This is a genomic window from Methanosarcina acetivorans C2A (assembly GCF_000007345.1).
Lineage (GTDB): Archaea > Halobacteriota > Methanosarcinia > Methanosarcinales > Methanosarcinaceae > Methanosarcina > Methanosarcina acetivorans.
Map to the genome: position 1 here is coordinate 1,012,262 of NC_003552.1, position 17,318 is coordinate 1,029,579.

The following is a 17,318-nucleotide window of genomic DNA, read 5'->3' on the forward strand; positions in this document are numbered from 1 at the left end:
GTATTTTAATGGCCGATATTTTAACTGTTTATCTCCTCTTTATTCTATTTACTGGCTGGACGCGGTTAATAGGTTTATATTTTCCAGGGACGCGGTTAATAGGTTTATATTTTCCAGAGGTTGATATCATTTCCAGGTGCCCATAAATAAAGTCTTCCGGCTTTCTCCCCCGCAGGTCTAATTATATCTCTAAATCGGCACAGGATACCACATGACTTTTTGTATGTCTGGTTACGGCTTTTCGGAACCGGAAACACTCTCTTCCTTCAGAAGTTCTCCTGTTTAAGGGAGCTAATCGGAGTCTGGCTGTAGCCGTGATTGCTTTTTTCCGCCTTTATATATGAAAGCTGCCTGTCTTCCAGTTTCCCACTTGCCGTTGTGTCCACAGTTCTGATAAGTTCTTCTCTGGGCACGGATGCCACCGCAGAGATTATCTTCAGCCTTGAGCGGGAATTCTTTTCTTTTTTGAGGATTTCAATTTCGGGTTTTTCATGTGCTGAAGTCACACTACCTTTTACAAAATTCTCTTTGTGTGCAAAGGAAAGTTTGATATGCCCTGTGAATTCGGGGTTAAGCTGTGTTACTCTCTTTCTTATGCTGTCCAGGATCTGCCCCGAAACAGAGACTGCCGTTTCAAGAGATATTTCCTGCGAAGTAATCTCAAACTCGGTTGAGTAAGCCGAAACCCCGGACATTTCAACGGAGTTTCTTGCTTCAATTGAGTTTTTTGCTTTTACTGAATTTCTCATTTCACAGGCAGTTTTATCCTGGCTGCTTACCCCGGCCAGCCTGAAAAATTTGTCCAGACCTTCTCCTCCCTGCCTGGCTGAGAAATGAACGATCCTTGCTCTCGGGTTCAATTTGCGAAGAAGCAGACAGGTCTCCAGAAGTTTTTCCTGCCCTATGAGGTCTACTTTGTTTATGCCCAGGATCTCGGCATCCTCTTTCTGATTTCGAACAAAATTCTGCAGGTCTTCTACGTTCGGGCTCAGGCTGGAGGGGTCTACAAGATTTACGATCGGAGTAAAACTAATCTCCGGAAGACCCATGCTTTCGATATTGCTTTTTATCTGTCTTGGGAAGGCTATCCCCGTGGGCTCTACTATAATAGTATCCGGATGATAGGAAGCCATAAGGTTCCTCAGGGTATATTCCATACTGATCCTGAGAGTACAGCAAATGCACCCGCTTGTAATTTCTCTGGTTTCTACCCCCTCTCCTGAGATAGTTTCCCCATCGATCCCTACTTCCCCTATTTCATTGACGATGATTGCCGTTCGCTGCCCCTGGGCTCCAAGGTACTCGACAAGTTTTCTTATTGTTGTCGTTTTTCCACTCCCGAGGAAGCCTCCGATTATCATGCATTTCATGGCTCTGCCCGCTTTTTCATGCCTTCAGGTAAAAATTTAATATCGATAAGAATTGAATATCGGTAAGATTGAACGTCAAGTAAGGTTAAATCAAATATCAGGTAAGAACCGGACATTATTACCGGAATATCGTCTGCACTGTCAGCAGTATTATTATAGTGCTGATATTATAGTGCTGATATTATAGTGCTGATAGCCTGCCTTACATATCGATAAGAGCAGGAATATTACCCCTTTCTTGCCTGGGGTTAGCAGTAAATGGGGCGTACCTGTCCTATGCTTCAGGTTTCAAATTCTTTCCTTTAAACCCTAAAAAATGGCAAAAGGGTTTGAAAAGGACCTTTTATCTGTTTTTTTCTCTTTGATACTCTTTTTGCGAGGTGCTTAAGGTTTGGAGTATCAAGTCGTTTTTCCCGGCTTCTGGACGGCAATCTTCCGATAAATGGCAAAACCGGAGTATATCGCCCATTCAGAGTTTTATTTAGTGTTTTTTCCGGGTACAGATACCCTCCCGGAAAGGCGTCTTTAAATGACAAATCCGTGCCTTTCCGGAAAAGAGTATTGCGGGTCTAACTTCCTTTTCGGTGCATATGACAACAATGCCCTTGGAGAGGGAGTGGCACTGTTATCAGCATGATATTTTTTAATTTTTCCGGTTTCCTTTCCGGATTTATGCTTCCACGCCTGTTTCATCTCTTAGGCACTATCTCGTCTATCCTGAGTACTTTTTTTGCCGTTTCCGTACCCGCAATAATTGCGAGTTTCTTTACCGTTGCCGAGTCGTAGACTTCAGGTCCCCTGTCCGTTACCTTTCTTGATAGGTCTATCCTTGCCTCCAGTCCTCTTGCATACGAATTCCTCATCTGCGCCATTGCATCTATTTCATTCATTCCCATATTTCTGGCAAGGATCACAGGAATTTTTTCAAGGGCCTCGGCATATGCCTGGACTGCCAGCTGTCTTTTCCCTGTCTGCGTTGTCGCAAAGAGCCTGACCATATGCGCAAGTTCAAACTCAATTGCCCCTCCTCCGTTTACGATTTCCCTGTTTTTCCGGAGGAACGCCGCATTGTTCAGGGCATCATCAACAGCTTCTTCCACCTTGTCAAGCCCGTATTTCACAGGCTCCCGGATCAGGATGGTGGCTATTGCTTTCTCTTTCACGGTGATGAAAACAAAATTTTCCCCGTTTTTCTTTTCAAGTTTTATACTGTCTGCCTTTCCGAGGTTGCAGGGGCGAATCTCGTCCGGCTGTGCCATCAGGGTCGTACCTGTGGCTTCCGCAAGCTTTTCGAGGTCTTTCATCTTTAGCTTCTTGAAAGCCAGAATATTACTGTCCCTGAGCAGAGTTTCGATATAGGGGTCAATATCTCCTTCGGAAAAGAGGACATTTGCTCCCGAATCAATAATCTTCCGGGCAATTTCCCCACAGAGCTGCTTTTTCCTCTCCTCAAAAAGGAGCGCAGTCTGCACGGAATCCATTTTGAGGTTATGCTGGGGGTTCAAATATCCGCTTTTTATCTTGAGGTCGTAATTCGTAATCAGGACCGCCGGGTTCTGGTAGCTTTTTGGCATATCCTCCCTTGCCGGGTTTTCGTCCATGATCAGGCCTTCTACTGCAACGATTTCCGGTCCGCCTTTCTTTTTGAGGATCTTGACGTTCCGATTCAGGTCAAGTCTCCGGTCCTGTTTTTCGGAAAGGTGGCTTATAACTCCCAGGACAATATCCGTAACAGCCTGTGCCTGCTGCCTTTCAATCCCCTTCCCTGTTGCCGAGCACATTATGGTTGTGCGGATATCCTCTTCTGAGGCCTGCCTTATGCTGTACTGCAGCATCTCATACGTTTTTTGCATGGCAAGTTCGTACCCTTCGATAATAATTGTCGGGTGTACCCCTGCCCTGATAAGCCTGACCGCGTTTTTAATCAGGTTGCTTGCAAAAATGACTGCCGTTTTTGTACCGTCTCCGCAGGCTTTGTCCATAGATTCCGCGAGCTTTTTGAGGGAGGTCACGATCGGGTGAAGTACATCTATTTCCTTTAAGATGACTTTCCCGTCGCTTGTAACGAAAATATCTCCCACCGGATTTACTATTATCTTATTCATCCCTTTCGGGCCGAGGGATGAGCCAAGAAGTTCGTCAATTTCTATCGCTGCCCTTTCAAGCTGGTCGATCAGCTCTTCTTCCTTTACCGGCTCGTCAATCAGGATCTTATCCCTTATCGTCCGCGCCAGTTTTGCCATTCCGTCCTGGCTTTCGGGATTAGTGCTGCCCGGTGTTTTTAGTTCGCTTGCCATGTCCTCTCCTCATTTGCTGCTTTTCTTGCTGTTTCTGACCTGCTGGAAGTTTTTATTTCTGGTCAATATTCTGCCTTTTTTCGAAATTTCATCCGAGTCTCGGATCTTTTTTCGGGTTTTTATCCGGGTATTTTTTGTTTGATTTTTGGTGGGTGTTTTTTTGAGGCCTTGCTGCTTTTGTTGGATCCTGGCAGGTGCCTTTTTGAGGTTTTGCTGTTTTTATTGGTTTTGGTGGGTTCAGTTTGGAGGTTTTGCTGTTTTTATTGGTCTTGGTGGGTTCAGTTTGGAGGTTTTGCTGTTTTTGTTGGATCCTGGTAGGTGCCTTTCTGGAGTTTTCTGCTGCTATTTTTTGCTGCTATGACCTGCTGAAGCCTGCCTTTTTTAGGTCCTGCTTCGTATTCTGTTTTTATATCCTGTCTTATGCCAGCTTTCCGGTCGTTCCTACGCCGACTCCGACCAGGCGGGTTTCCAGTGGGGCTTTTCCCCTGCTTCCCACATCGTTCTGTTTAAGGTCAAATTTCACATTGTCCATGTCAAGCCCGTATCCGTCCATGTACTCCGAAATCAGCCTGTGGCTGAGCTTGAGCCCGTAGTCCAGGGCTTCTCCATAGTCTTCAAAGACATCTTTTCCAAGCCTGGAGAATACCGAATACTCTGCATTTCCTGCTGCTGAAGGGCGGATAAGGATCTCTGTCCTGTGGACGATTTTTCCTGCAAGGGCACCCACAGCATTTCCCACCTCATGGAAAGCGGGGATCCTTATGTCTGCATCCACCGCCTCATTCAGTCCTTTCAGGTATGCCCTTACAGGGGCTCCTACCAGAACTACAGGGACTTTTATGCGGAATTTCATGACATCTTCTTTTGCCAGAAGCTTTCCGATGTCCTCTTTTTTCAGGTCTTCGGCAAAGAAGGAAACCAGTTCAAGAGTAAGTTTTCCCACGACTTCAGCCTTTATCCGGGCTGAAAACTCCTCTGCTCCCTGTTTGAGGGTTTTTCCAAGCATTTTTGCTCCTATAAAAGAAGCTCTTCCGTCCCACCTTGCATATTCTCCGAGCACGTGCAGGGCATCGGTTGGAGTAAACCCGATCTGGCTTAAGTGCCTTTTACGGATGAGGTTTTTAAGAATTCCTGCAAACAAGAGCGGGTGTTTTCCTGTCCTTTCCGAAATCTCGGATATCGAAAGAGGCTCTGTTCCGAGCTGTTCGATAATTGCCCTTTCGTCTTCTTCGAGTTCCCCGCTTAGAAGTTCGGGGGAGTTGATCCCGTTCCTTACGAAAAAAGAGGTCGGTTGTATGATCTCGTCCATTATGCGCTCGTTAGGGGTATCATTTTTCTCCAGTTTCTCCAGAATCTCCGGGAACTCCGAGGCGGCAAGACAGAGGGGAATTACTCTTGCAGGGCCAAGAAAGGGTTTTCTTCTGATCCAGACCAGGCTGTCCCCGCCAAGGGCCGAGGTCTCCATCCGGATCGCTTTTACCATTGTTTTCCAGCCCCCGACTCTTGCTCCGGAATCGCTGATCTCGGGGATGCCTCCGGTAATCATGGCAATGTCGGTACTGGTGCCTCCGACGTCCACGGTTGCACAGGTATCCAGGCCTGTGAGGTGGGCAGCCCCTACAAGGCTTGCTGCGGGTCCGGAAAAGATTGATTCGACAGGTTTTTGCAAGGCTTCTTCAATGCGGACCAGGGACCCGTCGCACTTCATCATCATCAGGGTCGCCTTAATTTCTTTTTCTTCCATTACTGCCTGGACGGATTTGATAAACTGCTTGCTTACCGGGATCAGTTCGGCATTCAAAAGGGCGGTTACTGCCCTTTCGTAAGCTCCCAGGCTCAGGGAAAGCTCATGCCCGCAGACAACAGGCATATCAGTTATTTCCTGAATTACTTCCTTGACTCTTAGTTCATGTTCCGGGTTCCGGACTCCGAAGTAGCCGGAAACGGCAAAAGCAGCCACTTTGTTCTTTATCTGCCTGACAAATTCTTTTACGGTTTCCAGGTCTTCAAGGGGGGCAACTTCGTTTCCGTCGGAGTCGTGTCCTCCTCCTATTGAGATTACATAACGGCTGGCAAGTTTTTTCGGGATGGTGTGCCCTATAAGGATCAGCCCTGCGGGATAGCCTTTGCCTTCAAGAGTAGTATTGGTAGCAAGGGTTGTGGAAACAGAAGCGAATTTTATCCTTTTCAGGTAATCCGGGTTCAGTCCCTCAATTGAGTTCTTTATCCCCCTTATAAGGTCAGGATAAGTTGTAAGCGCTTTATTTGACTCGATCACGGTCCCGTTTGACATATCTATAACAGCGGCATCGGTATATGTCCCACCGGTATCAATGCCCAGTCCCAGATACATTACATTCCTCCTCTTCAATTTCTATGGCTCTTCACCTTTTATTGCCGGTCTCCTCTCGCCTGCTTCAGTCCCGTCTTTAATGCTTTTGTCCCTGTCTCTAACATCTCTATAGCCAGCCTTCCCTCTGCTTTCTCACAACCCTTGAGGGCCAGGCGTAATTTCAAAGGCAAAAACCTTTTTCAAAAAAGATCTTACAGTTTTACTTTACGGCTTTTATATGGGGAGAGGCGGAGAAGACAAATCAGTCTTAAATCCGCCGTTCCTGTTTTTTGGTGCCTTTATGGCGAGTCCAACCGTTTTTGTCTCTTTTTGACTTTCAGTCCCGTTTTTTTATCTTTACATGGACTGCTCGTTTTTCTTTCGTTTTTTAAATGGGGTCTGTTGCTTTTTTTAAACTAGGTCTGTTGCTTTTTTTAAACTAGGTCTGTTGCTTTTTTTAAATGGAGGTTTACCGCTTTTTGTCTAACATATGACTCCTGCGGTCTTCTATTGTCTTCTGCTTATATTCTGGAGCTCAGGAGTTAGACTAACTCCTGTATGGAGGTTAAAATGTCGTTTTTATTTGCCTGAGGGTGTTTTTCGTTTTTCCGAACTTTTACAGGCTCTATGAAGATACAGGCTCTGTGGAGATTTTCCGCTTTAGGGCTCTGAATACTATTCTTAAACATCCTGCCCCGATTTTAAATCAAAATGGGGAGAGATGGTCTCCCCCGTCAGGGAGAGTTTACCCCATTATGTTTTTCTGTAGTTCCGGGCCAAGTTCTTTTACAACGTTCACCATTGCCTGCACGGTTGTCAGGGGACCACCTGGCGGGATCTCACAGCCGGAGGACAGGATATACTTGGACTGGAGGCCGTTCTCCTTGAGCACTGGCAGCACGTTTTCGAGCAGGTTCTTGGTGTCGTCCTTTACCTTCTGCACTCCGGCTGCCGATCCGTCCATGAACTCAACGGGGTTGACTTCTCCCATCATACAGCACATATCTCCGTATTTGGGGATGAGGTCTGCGTAGTTCTGGGACCCCTTGTCTCTGGACTTCTCGTAGTAGGCGTAGCTGTAGAGGGCTGTTCCGAACTTTCTGATCTGGGTCTCGAAGTGCACGGCGTCAGCACAGTTGTGGATGATGTACGGCTGGTTGTACTGCTTGAATATGGGGATCTGCTGGTCGTAGACAAACTTTCCGTCAAATTTCCAGTAGTCCTGCTCGCTCATGATCACATTATTGGACCAGAGGTTGTCGATACAGAGAGCATCACAGGCGTCTTCGTTAAAGAAGAGCTCTGAGAGCTGGCAGACATAGTCAGTACACTTCTGGACAGCTTCAAGGACAACATCCGGCTGGGTCTTCATGTCCATAAGGACGCGGTCTGCACCCATCAGCTGGGTAAGGGTGAGCAGGGGGCCCTCGTGGAAGCCGACAAAGGGGGTGTTGAGTTCCTTGTTGAGTTTTTCCTTTGCTTTCTTTGAGGCCATGACCAGTTCATAGCCGCGGGTACCTTCCTTAAGTTCGGGGACTTCGATCTTCTCATAGTCCTTGATATGTCCTTCAGAGGATGGGGTGTCGTCTTCAGGGTATTTGATCTTACAGCCGAAGTCTGCAGATGTTGCGGAAAGGTCAATCAGGCCTACAAACATGTCAAGGTCCAGGTATTTTGAGCCAAGGTATGCGCTCTGTACAAATGCATCTTCATTTGTGGCATACTCTTTGTAGGTTACAGGGACAAACTTCCTGAGGACACCGCAGGCGAGAGGGTAGACAGGCAGGTGGTCGACCTTCTTGTCGGACATGGCAGAAATAGTCCTGTCGATGTGGGTCATTTCCTCCTTGCTCTTCACGCCAATGCTTTCGAACTCTTCTTTGATCTTGTTAGCAGTTTCAAGCCCGACATCCACTTTATCGGAAACTGTCTTCTTTGCAAGAATCTCCCTGTACTTGATCTTCCCGAGGTTGATCTTCTCTTCACTCCACCTTGCAGCCTTGGGCTCAAGTTCCTTTACGGCTTCGGACGCCCAGGCGCTTGCGTGCATTGCATCGGGGTGGGTTGAGTCTGCTCCGATTCCGGACGCATACTCTTCGGAAACGGGAGCTCCTCCAATCATGACTTTCATGGAGTCGCGGATGCCTTCTTCCTGAAGGATTTCAATGACTTTTTCCATATTGGTCATGGTTGTGGTCATCAGGGCACTCATGGAGATGATGTCGGCTTTGCGTTCCTTTGCGGTTTCGACAAATTTCTCGATAGGTACATCTGCCCCGAGGTCGATCATCTCAAATCCGCCTGCACTGAGCATGGTCTTTACAAGGTTCTTCCCTATGTCGTGCACATCTCCTTCAATCGTCCCGATGACTCCCACAGCCTGCATGGCTTCTCCTTCCTTTATCATCTCAGGGCTGAGGATGTCCATGCCTGCATACATTGCACCTGAAGCCAGGAGCAGGTGGGGTACGAAGGCTTCTCCTTTTTCGTACTGGTCACTGACAATTGCCATCCCTCTTGCCAGCCCGTTGACAATAGCGTCGTAGGGGTCAACGCCTTCTTCCAGGGCTTTGTATGCCAGTTCTTCTGCGAGGTCATCGTCTCCGTCGACGACAGCTTCCGCTAATTGGTTCAAAATATCTGCTGCCATAAAAAACGCTTCCAACATATTTTTATGATTATTTCCTGGTTAACAGTAAGTAGCTCAATCAGGAACCTACTCCTCCTGTAAGTCCCTGTATCACTGTTAACTTGAACGATGATACATTAACTGCAAAACATATAACATAAACGCAGAGATCTGATTAACGCAGTTAACCTCTCTCCTGATGCTTAATTCGGTGAATTGTCCTGATATTATAAATTTGCCTGATCCGGTAATATTTCCTGATTTTGTTAACTTTTCTGATCTCGTGTGGAACTCTCATTTGATCAGAGGCTTTCATCTGATCAAAGCCTTTGATCGGATAGTGGGTCTTACCAGCCGGGGCGGAAATCCGATCAGCTAGGATATTGGAAAAACAGTGAACTCTCTTAAATATGAGTTCCTCTTCTCCAACTTATAAAGAATCATGCAGAACTAAAAAAGTACAAATAAAGGAACTCCTTTTTATTAAGAGTCAAATAAAGGTTCTAAGGAGGAGCCTTTTTGAATAAATGCATGAGTGTGTCCTTATTTCTGATCTCCATGTGTTGGGTTTTAAGTGCCGTTAGCGGTTGTGTGGCTTCCTATGGAGGCGAACTTTCTTCTGTTTCTGTTGAAGATATTGAAGTGAAGTCCTTATCTGAAGAGTATTCGACACCTGTCAACGGAGAGAGGGGAAATATCCTGAATGTAACCGCTTGCATTGTAAATGCAGACAAGTCGGATAGTTCGGCTCTTCTGGTTCGGTTTAAGTTAGAGAAGACCGTCTCCTCTGAGCCGTCCTCCTCCCGCGAGGTGGCAATAAAAAATGTAGAGCTTGACTGCATGAAAGGCAGGTCCATGCTTTATCAGTCAGTACAAATAGCCGTTCCCGGTCCGGGAACATATGATGTTGAAGTCTCCGTTTTTGAAGAAGGAAAAGACCCTTCACCTACTGTCGGTACAACATTTGTCGTAGGAGAAGAAGGGGAGGTTGAAATGTTCTAAACATGAAGGTGAGGCTATGAACAAATATTTCAAAATACTGCTCATTCTTCTTCTGGTTGTACTGGTTCCGATAACAGTGCTCTACGGGAGCTTTATGTTCATGCTGATCTATTATGACCAGGCATACTATTATTCGGAGGGCACCAACCTTGGTTCTCCTGAATATTATGATAAAGTAGTCTACAATGCTGGAGAGGCCGGATATAAGACAGAAATTTATTATGTGAATGCTAAGGAAAAAGAGATTCCGGGTCTTCGTCCCGGTACAATTGAAGGGCTTGATCCCAGGCTGGGTTCTGATTATCTGGTGAATTCCCTGGATATTTACTACTCCGATTCTTCCTGGATTTCAATCTCTTTTTTAGACGATCAGGAATCAAGTGTTTCTTTTTACAGTGATGATTCGCTTGCAAAATACAGGCCAGACGAACTTCCAGAAAGAGAATGGATAGTCCAGATATTCAAAATCATTTTTGGCATGAGTGGAGAGGAAGTCGAGGCTTATCTCCCTGCAGAGGACTGGGAGGTTAACGATGTCTTTTTTGATCAGGTAATTGTAACCGAAACTCCGGATTTTGCAGCAATTCATAAATACCTTGTAAAAGAAGCTACTGACTCCACTTTTGATGCTCAAACGTCTGGAGAGGGATGGTGTACGGAGACATTTTACAATGAGAGTCAGAAAATCGGAAGTATATATTATATTGTCCCAAACGTGGAAATAAGCCATAGAGAAGGCTGGAGTGTTTATACGGTCAAGATCGATAGGCTTGGAGGGCTGTATCTTAAGGTGTCTCTCGGGCCAGGTAGTTCAGGAAAAACCATCCCTGAAGACGAGTATAGAGCTGTGTTTAAAAGAATGTTTACAGATCTGGGACTCCCCCCTGAAAAAGTGGATGAGTTTGAGTTTAGATACAGCGGAGGTAACTGGTAACACGTATCCGCAGTTTTATTTTTTCTTTTTTTGTTTTCCCCGAGCAATACAGGGCTGAAGCCGTCTTACCAGCCACGCAGGAATAGTAACAGCAGATGAATTCCTGTTGTTCTGAGAGAAGTTGAGTACAGAAATGTATTTCTTTTTAAAAGAATACTTTCCTGACCCTAGAAACCGAAGTTTAATTCACATTCCTAGGGCGCCTCCGCCAGCTTGTCTGGCGGCCCTTCCCAAAAAGCAGAAAGAGTCGAAGGAAGAAGTCTCAAAGAGGTAGAGAGAAGATCGTGAAAGAGGTAGAAAGAAGATCGTGAAAGAAGTAGAAAGAAGAGCCTAAATATACTGTAATAAGCATTAAAACCTATAGTCGGCAGGTCGACATTAGATTTTAAGTATTTTTAATGATGGCGTTTTTCAAACATTATGTAATATATGTTGGGTTCAAAACTGGTTAACATATGACCCAAATCTCACGGCATATATAAACAATGAGTCGTTTTTGCAATAATGTCTAGTATCAGGAATAATGTGTTTTCTAGCAAAAACGCTATCAGTAAAAATATTGCGAAAAAAACAAGTTACCTGCCGAAAGCAGGTTAAAAGCAAACGTAGATTATTTTTTGCGTATTTTTCTTTTTTCTTCATTTTTACGGGAAAGACCGCTCTCCTGCGTCGAGCGGGACAAGAAAGGTTCTGTATAGTGAATATGGTTGTACAGTTCAGAATTTTTCGTAATCTAATTCTTTTTAGTCCTCTTGAACGAGCGAAGCGAGTGAAAAGGACTGCGGGCTCCCGAATCGCAATTCGGGTGTCGAAGCGAAACTCAGGTGCTGCATCTACCGGGTCGTGTAGAGATTAATTTCCTAACTTTTACTGATGGTATTTTTCCGATGGAACTTTCAGGTCTTCTCTAATTCGATTTCCCTTATTTCCTTTGAGTTTTTCATATAGTGCAAAAAGAGGTCTTCTCCCCATTTGAGGGCGGTTTTTTCCAGACTCATCATTGCATGGTTATGATAGATCCCGTTTTTGTAGAAGAGGGACAGGGCCATGAAGTGGTCCGTTACCAGGCTTGAAGCAAGCCTTATGGGGCAATCGCAGACGAAGATTTTTGCATTATCTCTGTCCAGGTATTCTTTGAGGGCTGTGCTGTATTCCTTTTTCAACCTTTCAAACACAGGTTTTGTGATTATCAGGGATACGTCCGCTCCTTTTTTAATAAGCTCTACATAGGTTGAAGGGTAAGCAGGGTTGAAATAGGATGAGACTTCCATGACGTGGGCTGAGCGGGTCAGTTTTTCTTCGATTTTCTGGGGAATTTCATACATCCTGTCCAGGTCGGGTTCGATGAATTCACAGTGTCCGAGGTCATCGATCCGGTCCAGGAGGTGGACAGGGATAGCACTTATATTATGGTTTTCCCAGTAATCCATGTTCTCCGAAAATACTTCCAGGGTGTTCAGCAGAGGCCTCATTTTTTTAACGACCACTTTTCCGATATCTGATAGCTTGTACAGGTCGTCTTCATGGATGATAAGCCCCTGGCTGATGAGGATCTTGATCTGGGTCATGATCGCACTTGAAGTCACGTTGAGGATGTTTTTAATGTCATCAATATTCCTGGGCTCCTCCATCAATAGCAGAAGAAGGTCTTTTCTTTTGTCCGAAAGAAAAAGGGTACCCAACAGTTCCAGTTTCATCTTAAATCTCCAGCCGCTTCATTTACACATTTTTTAATTGAAACTTTATTCAAGACTCTGACTCTGTTTCAGATTTTATCCAGGATATTATCGAGGTCAAGACTCTATCCAGGATTCATTCAAGACTCTATTTGATTCATGCGTCGGGTTTCAGGCTTCTTTTTAGGGAGCCTTACATGCATGGTTGTGCCCGAACCTTCCTCGCTTTCTACCCAGATTTCCCCCTCATGGGCGTTGACAATGTTTTTGCAGATATAGAACCCCGATTCAAGGCCCTGATACCTGCGGGTGAGGGAATCGTCCACCTGGTAGATCCTGTGGAAGAGGTGGGGGATAAGCCTTTTCTGGATGCCTGTTCCGCTGTCCTTTAACGTTATGTGGATAGTCTCTTCTTCCTCTTCAGCTTTCACTTCCAGGGTTCCGCCGTGGGGGGTAAACTTGATAGAGTTGCCCATCAGGGTCGTGAAAAGGTCTGTCAGTTTTTGCTTGTCCCCACGGATAGGCGGGAGGCTTGCAGGGAGTTCCTTTTCGACCTTCAGTTCTTTTTCATCAATCAGGAGGACAAGATTGAGGTAAACATCCGAGAGTATCTTCTTGATTTCTACCTCGCCAAAGGAATACTCTATCTTCCCTGCCTGTTCCAGGCTCAGGTAGAGCAGGGAATCAACCATGTGTTTCAGCCTTTCCGAGCTGTTGATAACGGTGTCGATTGCCTTCTGCTGCTGGTCTTCAATTGCCTCCCAGGTCTCAAAATCAATAAAATCGCCGTAGTCAACCCTCATAAGGGGCAGGCTTTCGGTCATAAATTCCGCTTTTATCCTGTTCAGGGACCTCAATTCGTCATTGGCTTTGGAAAGATCTTCCGAGTAAGCTTTCAGGGCGTCTTCAAGCTGCTTTCTCTGGATGAGCTGCCACATGCCCTGCATAAGCAGAGTGAGCTGGCGCAGGTCCGATTCGTCATAGGGCTCGTCTTTGTTTCCAACTCCCGCAACCGCAACGATCCTGTCCCCGTCAAACACTGGAACATTCATATGGCGGGTAAGGTGTACGTGGTCTTTAGGGTATCCTTTTTTCAGGGAACTCGGGGCTGTGTAGTCATTTGTGATTATAGGCTTACGCTGCCGGACGGCTTCTCCCCAGAGCCCTGTAGTCTTTACGGGATAAATGAAGCGCTTGTCTTCGATAGCACATTCTTCCATGGCGCTCTTTGACCAGGAGTGCATGATCAAGGAGGTTTCGTAGGCATCCATGAAGGCAAGGTACCCGAGTTTGCTGCCCGTAAGCCTTACCGCCTCTTCGCGGGCAAAGTCCGTGATCTCTTTTAAGGAGGCTCCCGTCATCTGGTTGAGTTTCACAAGGGCTTCGAGCCTGGCTTCGTTCAGTTTCTGGGCAGCTTCTGCTTTTTTGCGCTCTGTGATGTCCCTGGCAACCGAGAGGATAGTTTTCTTGCCTTCATAGTCAATGATCCTGGCGCTTACTTCGAGGGGGACAACAGTGCCGTCCTTGCAGACCGCCCCGGCTTCATAGACCCTGGACCCCTCGCTCTGGATTTTCTTGAGGTTCTCCCGGACCGAGGCCCAGTACTCGGCAGGGATAATCTCTTCGGCTTCCATTTTCAGGATCTCTTCCTTGTCATATCCGAGCCTGCTTACCACCGCCTGGTTTACATCCATGTAACTTTCTCCTTCGGGCTCGCGGATGTACAGCTGGTCATTGATGTTATTGAAGATGGTCCTGAACTTGTGTTCGGATTCTTTGAGGGTTTCTTCTGCCAGCTTATGTTCAACTGCAATGGCTGCCAGCTGGGCGTTTGTTTTCATAAAGTCCAGGTCTTCTTTTTCAGGCCGGTGTACTTCGCCGTAGTACATGGAAAAGACTCCCAGGACTTCTCCTGAGGACGAAATGATTGGTTCGGACCAGCAGGCTTTAATCCCGGCTTCAGCCGCAAGGTCCCTGTATTCAGTCCAGTAGGGATGTTCCATCACGTTATCTGTGGTAACCCTTTTTTTCATGTAGGCAGCAGTTCCAAAAGACGCCGCCCCAAAACCGATCTCAATCCCGTCGGTCTTCTGAATGTAATAAGCAGGAAGTTCGGGGGCAACGCAGTAAAAGAGGTGCTTTTTCTCCCGGTCAAGTAGCATTATCGAGCATCTCGAACCGGGCCGGATCTTTTCAACGTTCTGGACGAGGAGCAGGAGCATTTCTTCCAGGGGGGCTCCCGACGCTAGTTTTCCCAGTACCCGGTTTTGCCCTTTGATCATCTCTTCGGCAAGCTTACGTTCGGTGATGTCCAGGACTATCCCCTGGTAATGAACTATTTCTCCTTTTTCATTCCTTTTGATAAGGGTCCTGTCATCTATATACCTCACTTTACCCGACTTTGTCAGGACCCGGTACTCCTAGGTGCATTCTTCATACCCTTCCCTGGAAAACCTTGCCACTTCGGAACGGATTCTTTTCCGGTCTTCAGGGTGTATCAGGTCTTCAAACTTTATTTTTCCTGAGGTGAAATCTTCTGGGGTATATTCCAGCTTTGTAATATTTTCCGAGACAAATTCAACAGGCCATCTTTCTTCCGGCTTGCACAGAAACACAAACACGGGGCTGCTTTTGATGATGTTTTTGAGTTCGTTCTTCTTTTTCAGCGCCTTTTGTACCGATTCTTCGGCTTTTTTGCGCTGGGTAGCATCACAGAGAGTACCCTGGTAATGGCTCACGCGTCCATTTTCATCTCTCCGGATCAGAACCTTTACCTCAACCCAGCGCACTTCCCCCGAAGCTGTAAATATCCTGTACTCCTGGGTCAGCTCCGCACAGCCTTTTTCCGAACATCTGGCAACTTCCTCTTTTACCTTTTCCTTGTCTTCAGGGTGGACAATATCAAGGTAACGTACGCCTCTCAATGTGAATTCTTCAACTTCATGGCCGAAATTCCTGACGTTTTCAGTGATGAGTTCGACAGGCCAGTTTTCAGTCGCCTTGCATAAAAAAATGACTATAGGGCTGCTGTTTATTAGTGATTCAAGATTTATATCGAACTTTTTCATCGATTCATTTCCCGAATTTTATTTTTATTTACCTGATTCGTGAATTACATTTTGAGCTACTGTTAATGTTCAGGATCTAGGGAACAAACTTTTACGTAATCAACTCTTTTCAAGCTACTATATATATGGAAGGTAAGGGATAAACTTCAACAAAGTAACTGATTTTGAGCTAATGTAAATATTGAGGTTAAGGGAATATTTCTACGAAATAACTGATTTTGAGCAAATCTAATATTGAGGTTCAGGGAATGGAATCACCAATTTTGAACTACTGTAAATGTTGAAAGCCGGGGGCATACCTGCAAAAATATTTAAAAGTGATTTTCCCTTCCATGGCCGAATACCTCTGGAATTTTCAGTTAAGTGGGCTCAGGATCTACCTGAGTTCAATAGAGCTTTATTCTTTCCAAATAAAATGGAAGTACTGGCTTATTTATTTTTTTATTTTTTTTATTTTTCATTTATTCTTTTAACAATTTAAATTGCATTTCTGTTATATCTTTGAACTCAATCTATTTATTTATAATGATGCAGAATCTGGTCATTCGGTTGATGTAAAGACAGGAGATCTGATTTCTTTTCAGCAATTTTCTTTTCTGCATGGTTACCGGACGGCTTTATTTTTCCTGGATGGTGATATTTTCAGTTTTCACCAGAGCCGTTTATGGAAAAAGGTATTTTTTTATAATCCTCTTTTTATACACAAATTGTATGTAATATCCTTAGCAATCCTATGTTTTTCTGTTATTTGTTCTCAATCCTATATACTATACTTAGACATCGAGATCATGGGTTATTTCTTCTTTTGATCCGCTACTTTCAGGATACCTTTATATATCAATATCGTCTATATAGATTCTTATATATTCATTAGTATCTTCAGGGGGCTTATTTATTACCAAAGATAAAAGAAAAGTCCAGTTTACCGGAAATTCTACCTATATTGTGTCTCTTCCTATAAAATGGGTCCGAGATATAGGGCTTGAGGCCGGAGACACACTGACCCTCACACCCATGCCGAACAAAACCCTGCTGGTTTCCTCCAGTGCGGTTTCTAAAGATCATTCTGCCCTTAAGGCAACTATAGATTACCTTCACTCCGATAGTGCGGAAAACAACCTGAGAATCCTTATTTCTCATTATCTGGTAGGGTATGACGTGATCAGGCTGACCACCAAAAAAGGTTTCAGCGCTTATGATCGCAAATTCATAAAGGACTCTGTGCGCCAGAAACTCATAGGGCTCGAGCTTGTGGAAGAATCCCGAAATGAACTCGTCTTCCAATGTCTTCTCAACTACAACGACCTCCCTCTCAGTCGTGTAATCAAGAACATGTACGGGCTTGTCCTTTCCATGCTTGAGGACTCCATGACCGCCCTTCGGGACCACAATGTGGAGATTGCAGAGGACGTCATCCAGAGGGACGACGATGTTGACCGCTTCTACCTCCTTGCTGTCCGCCAGCTTAAGGCTTCAATTGAAGATATTGAGCTTTCAGAAAAAATCGGAATCAGACACCCACGAGAATGTCTTGGCTACAGGCTTATTACTAAGAGTATCGAGCGTGTAGGAGACCACGCAGTAAGGATTGCCAGGAACGTTCTTAAAATGGAGTCAGGAATCAGTCTTGATGACCCGATTTTCAAGATGGCTGACCTCTCCACGAAAGTGTTTGAAAGCTCCATAGATTCCATGCAGCAAGAAGACCTACAGGCTATAAACCAGATCGTTGTTGAAGCCAAGAAAGTTTCACAGTTTGGAGTTTCTCTGGAACCAAGAAGTGGCGAAGGTTCAGGTAGCATCGAACTCAGCATGGTTCTTGAGAGCCTGAGAAGAGTATCCGAATACAGTGCTGATATCGCAGAAGTCTCAATTAATATGAACATAAAGCAGCTCTAACTCCCGAGTTGCGCCACCCGAGTTGCGCCTCGGGAGTACGCGGTCCGTTTCACTCGCTTTGCTCGCTCAAGCAGACTACTTTATTGTAGGGTCAGGTGCTTCGCTCAAGCG

10 protein-coding genes are annotated in these 17,318 nt (G+C 45.4%); 3 read left to right on the forward strand and 7 right to left on the reverse strand.

Translation table 11 applies throughout. The features are described 5' to 3' along the window. Nucleotides 1-266 precede the first annotated feature (266 nt). From MA_RS04460 to MA_RS04475, 4 genes are all read right to left on the reverse strand, one after another. On the reverse strand, nt 267-1,370 hold the full coding sequence (locus MA_RS04460; protein ID WP_011020900.1) for a CobW family GTP-binding protein: 1,104 nt from the start codon (nt 1,368-1,370) through the stop codon (nt 267-269). A 689-nt stretch (nt 1,371-2,059) separates the two neighbouring features. After that, a complete protein-coding gene (locus MA_RS04465; protein WP_048064982.1) occupies nt 2,060-3,667 on the reverse strand; it encodes a TCP-1/cpn60 chaperonin family protein in 1,608 nt (535 codons plus the stop codon). Between the two features lie 418 nt (nt 3,668-4,085). After that, nucleotides 4,086-6,020: a hydantoinase/oxoprolinase family protein gene (locus MA_RS04470; protein WP_048064983.1), complete on the reverse strand. Its 1,935-nt coding sequence runs from the start codon at nt 6,018-6,020 to the stop codon at nt 4,086-4,088. 724 nt (nt 6,021-6,744) lie between these two features. Next, the gene (locus MA_RS04475; protein ID WP_048064984.1) at nt 6,745-8,649 is read right to left on the reverse strand and encodes a methyltransferase cognate corrinoid protein; all 1,905 of its coding nucleotides are present in this window, start codon (nt 8,647-8,649) and stop codon (nt 6,745-6,747) included. Nucleotides 8,650-9,147: 498 nt separating this feature from the next. Between MA_RS04475 and MA_RS04480 the strand changes: the two genes are divergently transcribed. Together MA_RS04480 and MA_RS04485 are read left to right on the forward strand one after the other, a co-directional pair. Continuing rightward, nucleotides 9,148-9,630, forward strand: coding sequence for a hypothetical protein (locus tag MA_RS04480; protein WP_011020904.1), 483 nt, complete (start codon nt 9,148-9,150; stop codon nt 9,628-9,630). Nucleotides 9,631-9,646: 16 nt separating this feature from the next. Then, entirely contained in the window at nt 9,647-10,564 is a 918-nt protein-coding gene (locus MA_RS04485; protein WP_048064986.1) for a hypothetical protein, read from the forward strand. 896 nt (nt 10,565-11,460) lie between these two features. Here MA_RS04485 and MA_RS04490 read toward each other — a convergent pair. From MA_RS04490 to MA_RS28395, 3 genes are all read right to left on the reverse strand, one after another. Further along, the gene (locus MA_RS04490; RefSeq protein WP_011020906.1) at nt 11,461-12,261 is read right to left on the reverse strand and encodes a helix-turn-helix transcriptional regulator; all 801 of its coding nucleotides are present in this window, start codon (nt 12,259-12,261) and stop codon (nt 11,461-11,463) included. A gap of 119 nt (nt 12,262-12,380) precedes the next feature. Next, the gene (locus MA_RS04495) at nt 12,381-14,630 is read right to left on the reverse strand and encodes a GAF domain-containing protein (protein WP_011020907.1); all 2,250 of its coding nucleotides are present in this window, start codon (nt 14,628-14,630) and stop codon (nt 12,381-12,383) included. A gap of 30 nt (nt 14,631-14,660) precedes the next feature. Further along, nucleotides 14,661-15,308, reverse strand: a complete 648-nt coding sequence (locus MA_RS28395; protein WP_011020908.1) for a PAS domain-containing protein — start codon at nt 15,306-15,308, stop codon at nt 14,661-14,663. 894 nt (nt 15,309-16,202) lie between these two features. Here MA_RS28395 and MA_RS04510 point away from each other — a divergent pair. Next, a complete protein-coding gene (locus tag MA_RS04510) occupies nt 16,203-17,207 on the forward strand; it encodes a phosphate signaling complex PhoU family protein (protein WP_011020910.1) in 1,005 nt (334 codons plus the stop codon). The last annotated feature ends 111 nt before the right edge of the window (nt 17,208-17,318 follow it).

Bases quoted from the DNA above. Each gene is read 5' to 3' on its own strand.
- MA_RS04460 (WP_011020900.1), bottom strand. From the start codon at position 1,370: ATGAAATGCATGATAATCGGAGGCTTCCTCGGGAGTGGAAAAACGACA.
- MA_RS04475 (WP_048064984.1), bottom strand. From the start codon at position 8,649: ATGGCAGCAGATATTTTGAACCAATTAGCGGAAGCTGTCGTCGACGGA.
- MA_RS04470 (WP_048064983.1), bottom strand. From the start codon at position 6,020: ATGTATCTGGGACTGGGCATTGATACCGGTGGGACATATACCGATGCC.
- MA_RS04465 (WP_048064982.1), bottom strand. From the start codon at position 3,667: ATGGCAAGCGAACTAAAAACACCGGGCAGCACTAATCCCGAAAGCCAG.
- MA_RS04490 (WP_011020906.1), bottom strand. From the start codon at position 12,261: ATGAAACTGGAACTGTTGGGTACCCTTTTTCTTTCGGACAAAAGAAAA.
- MA_RS28395 (WP_011020908.1), bottom strand. From the start codon at position 15,308: ATGAAAAAGTTCGATATAAATCTTGAATCACTAATAAACAGCAGCCCT.
- MA_RS04485 (WP_048064986.1), top strand. From the start codon at position 9,647: ATGAACAAATATTTCAAAATACTGCTCATTCTTCTTCTGGTTGTACTG.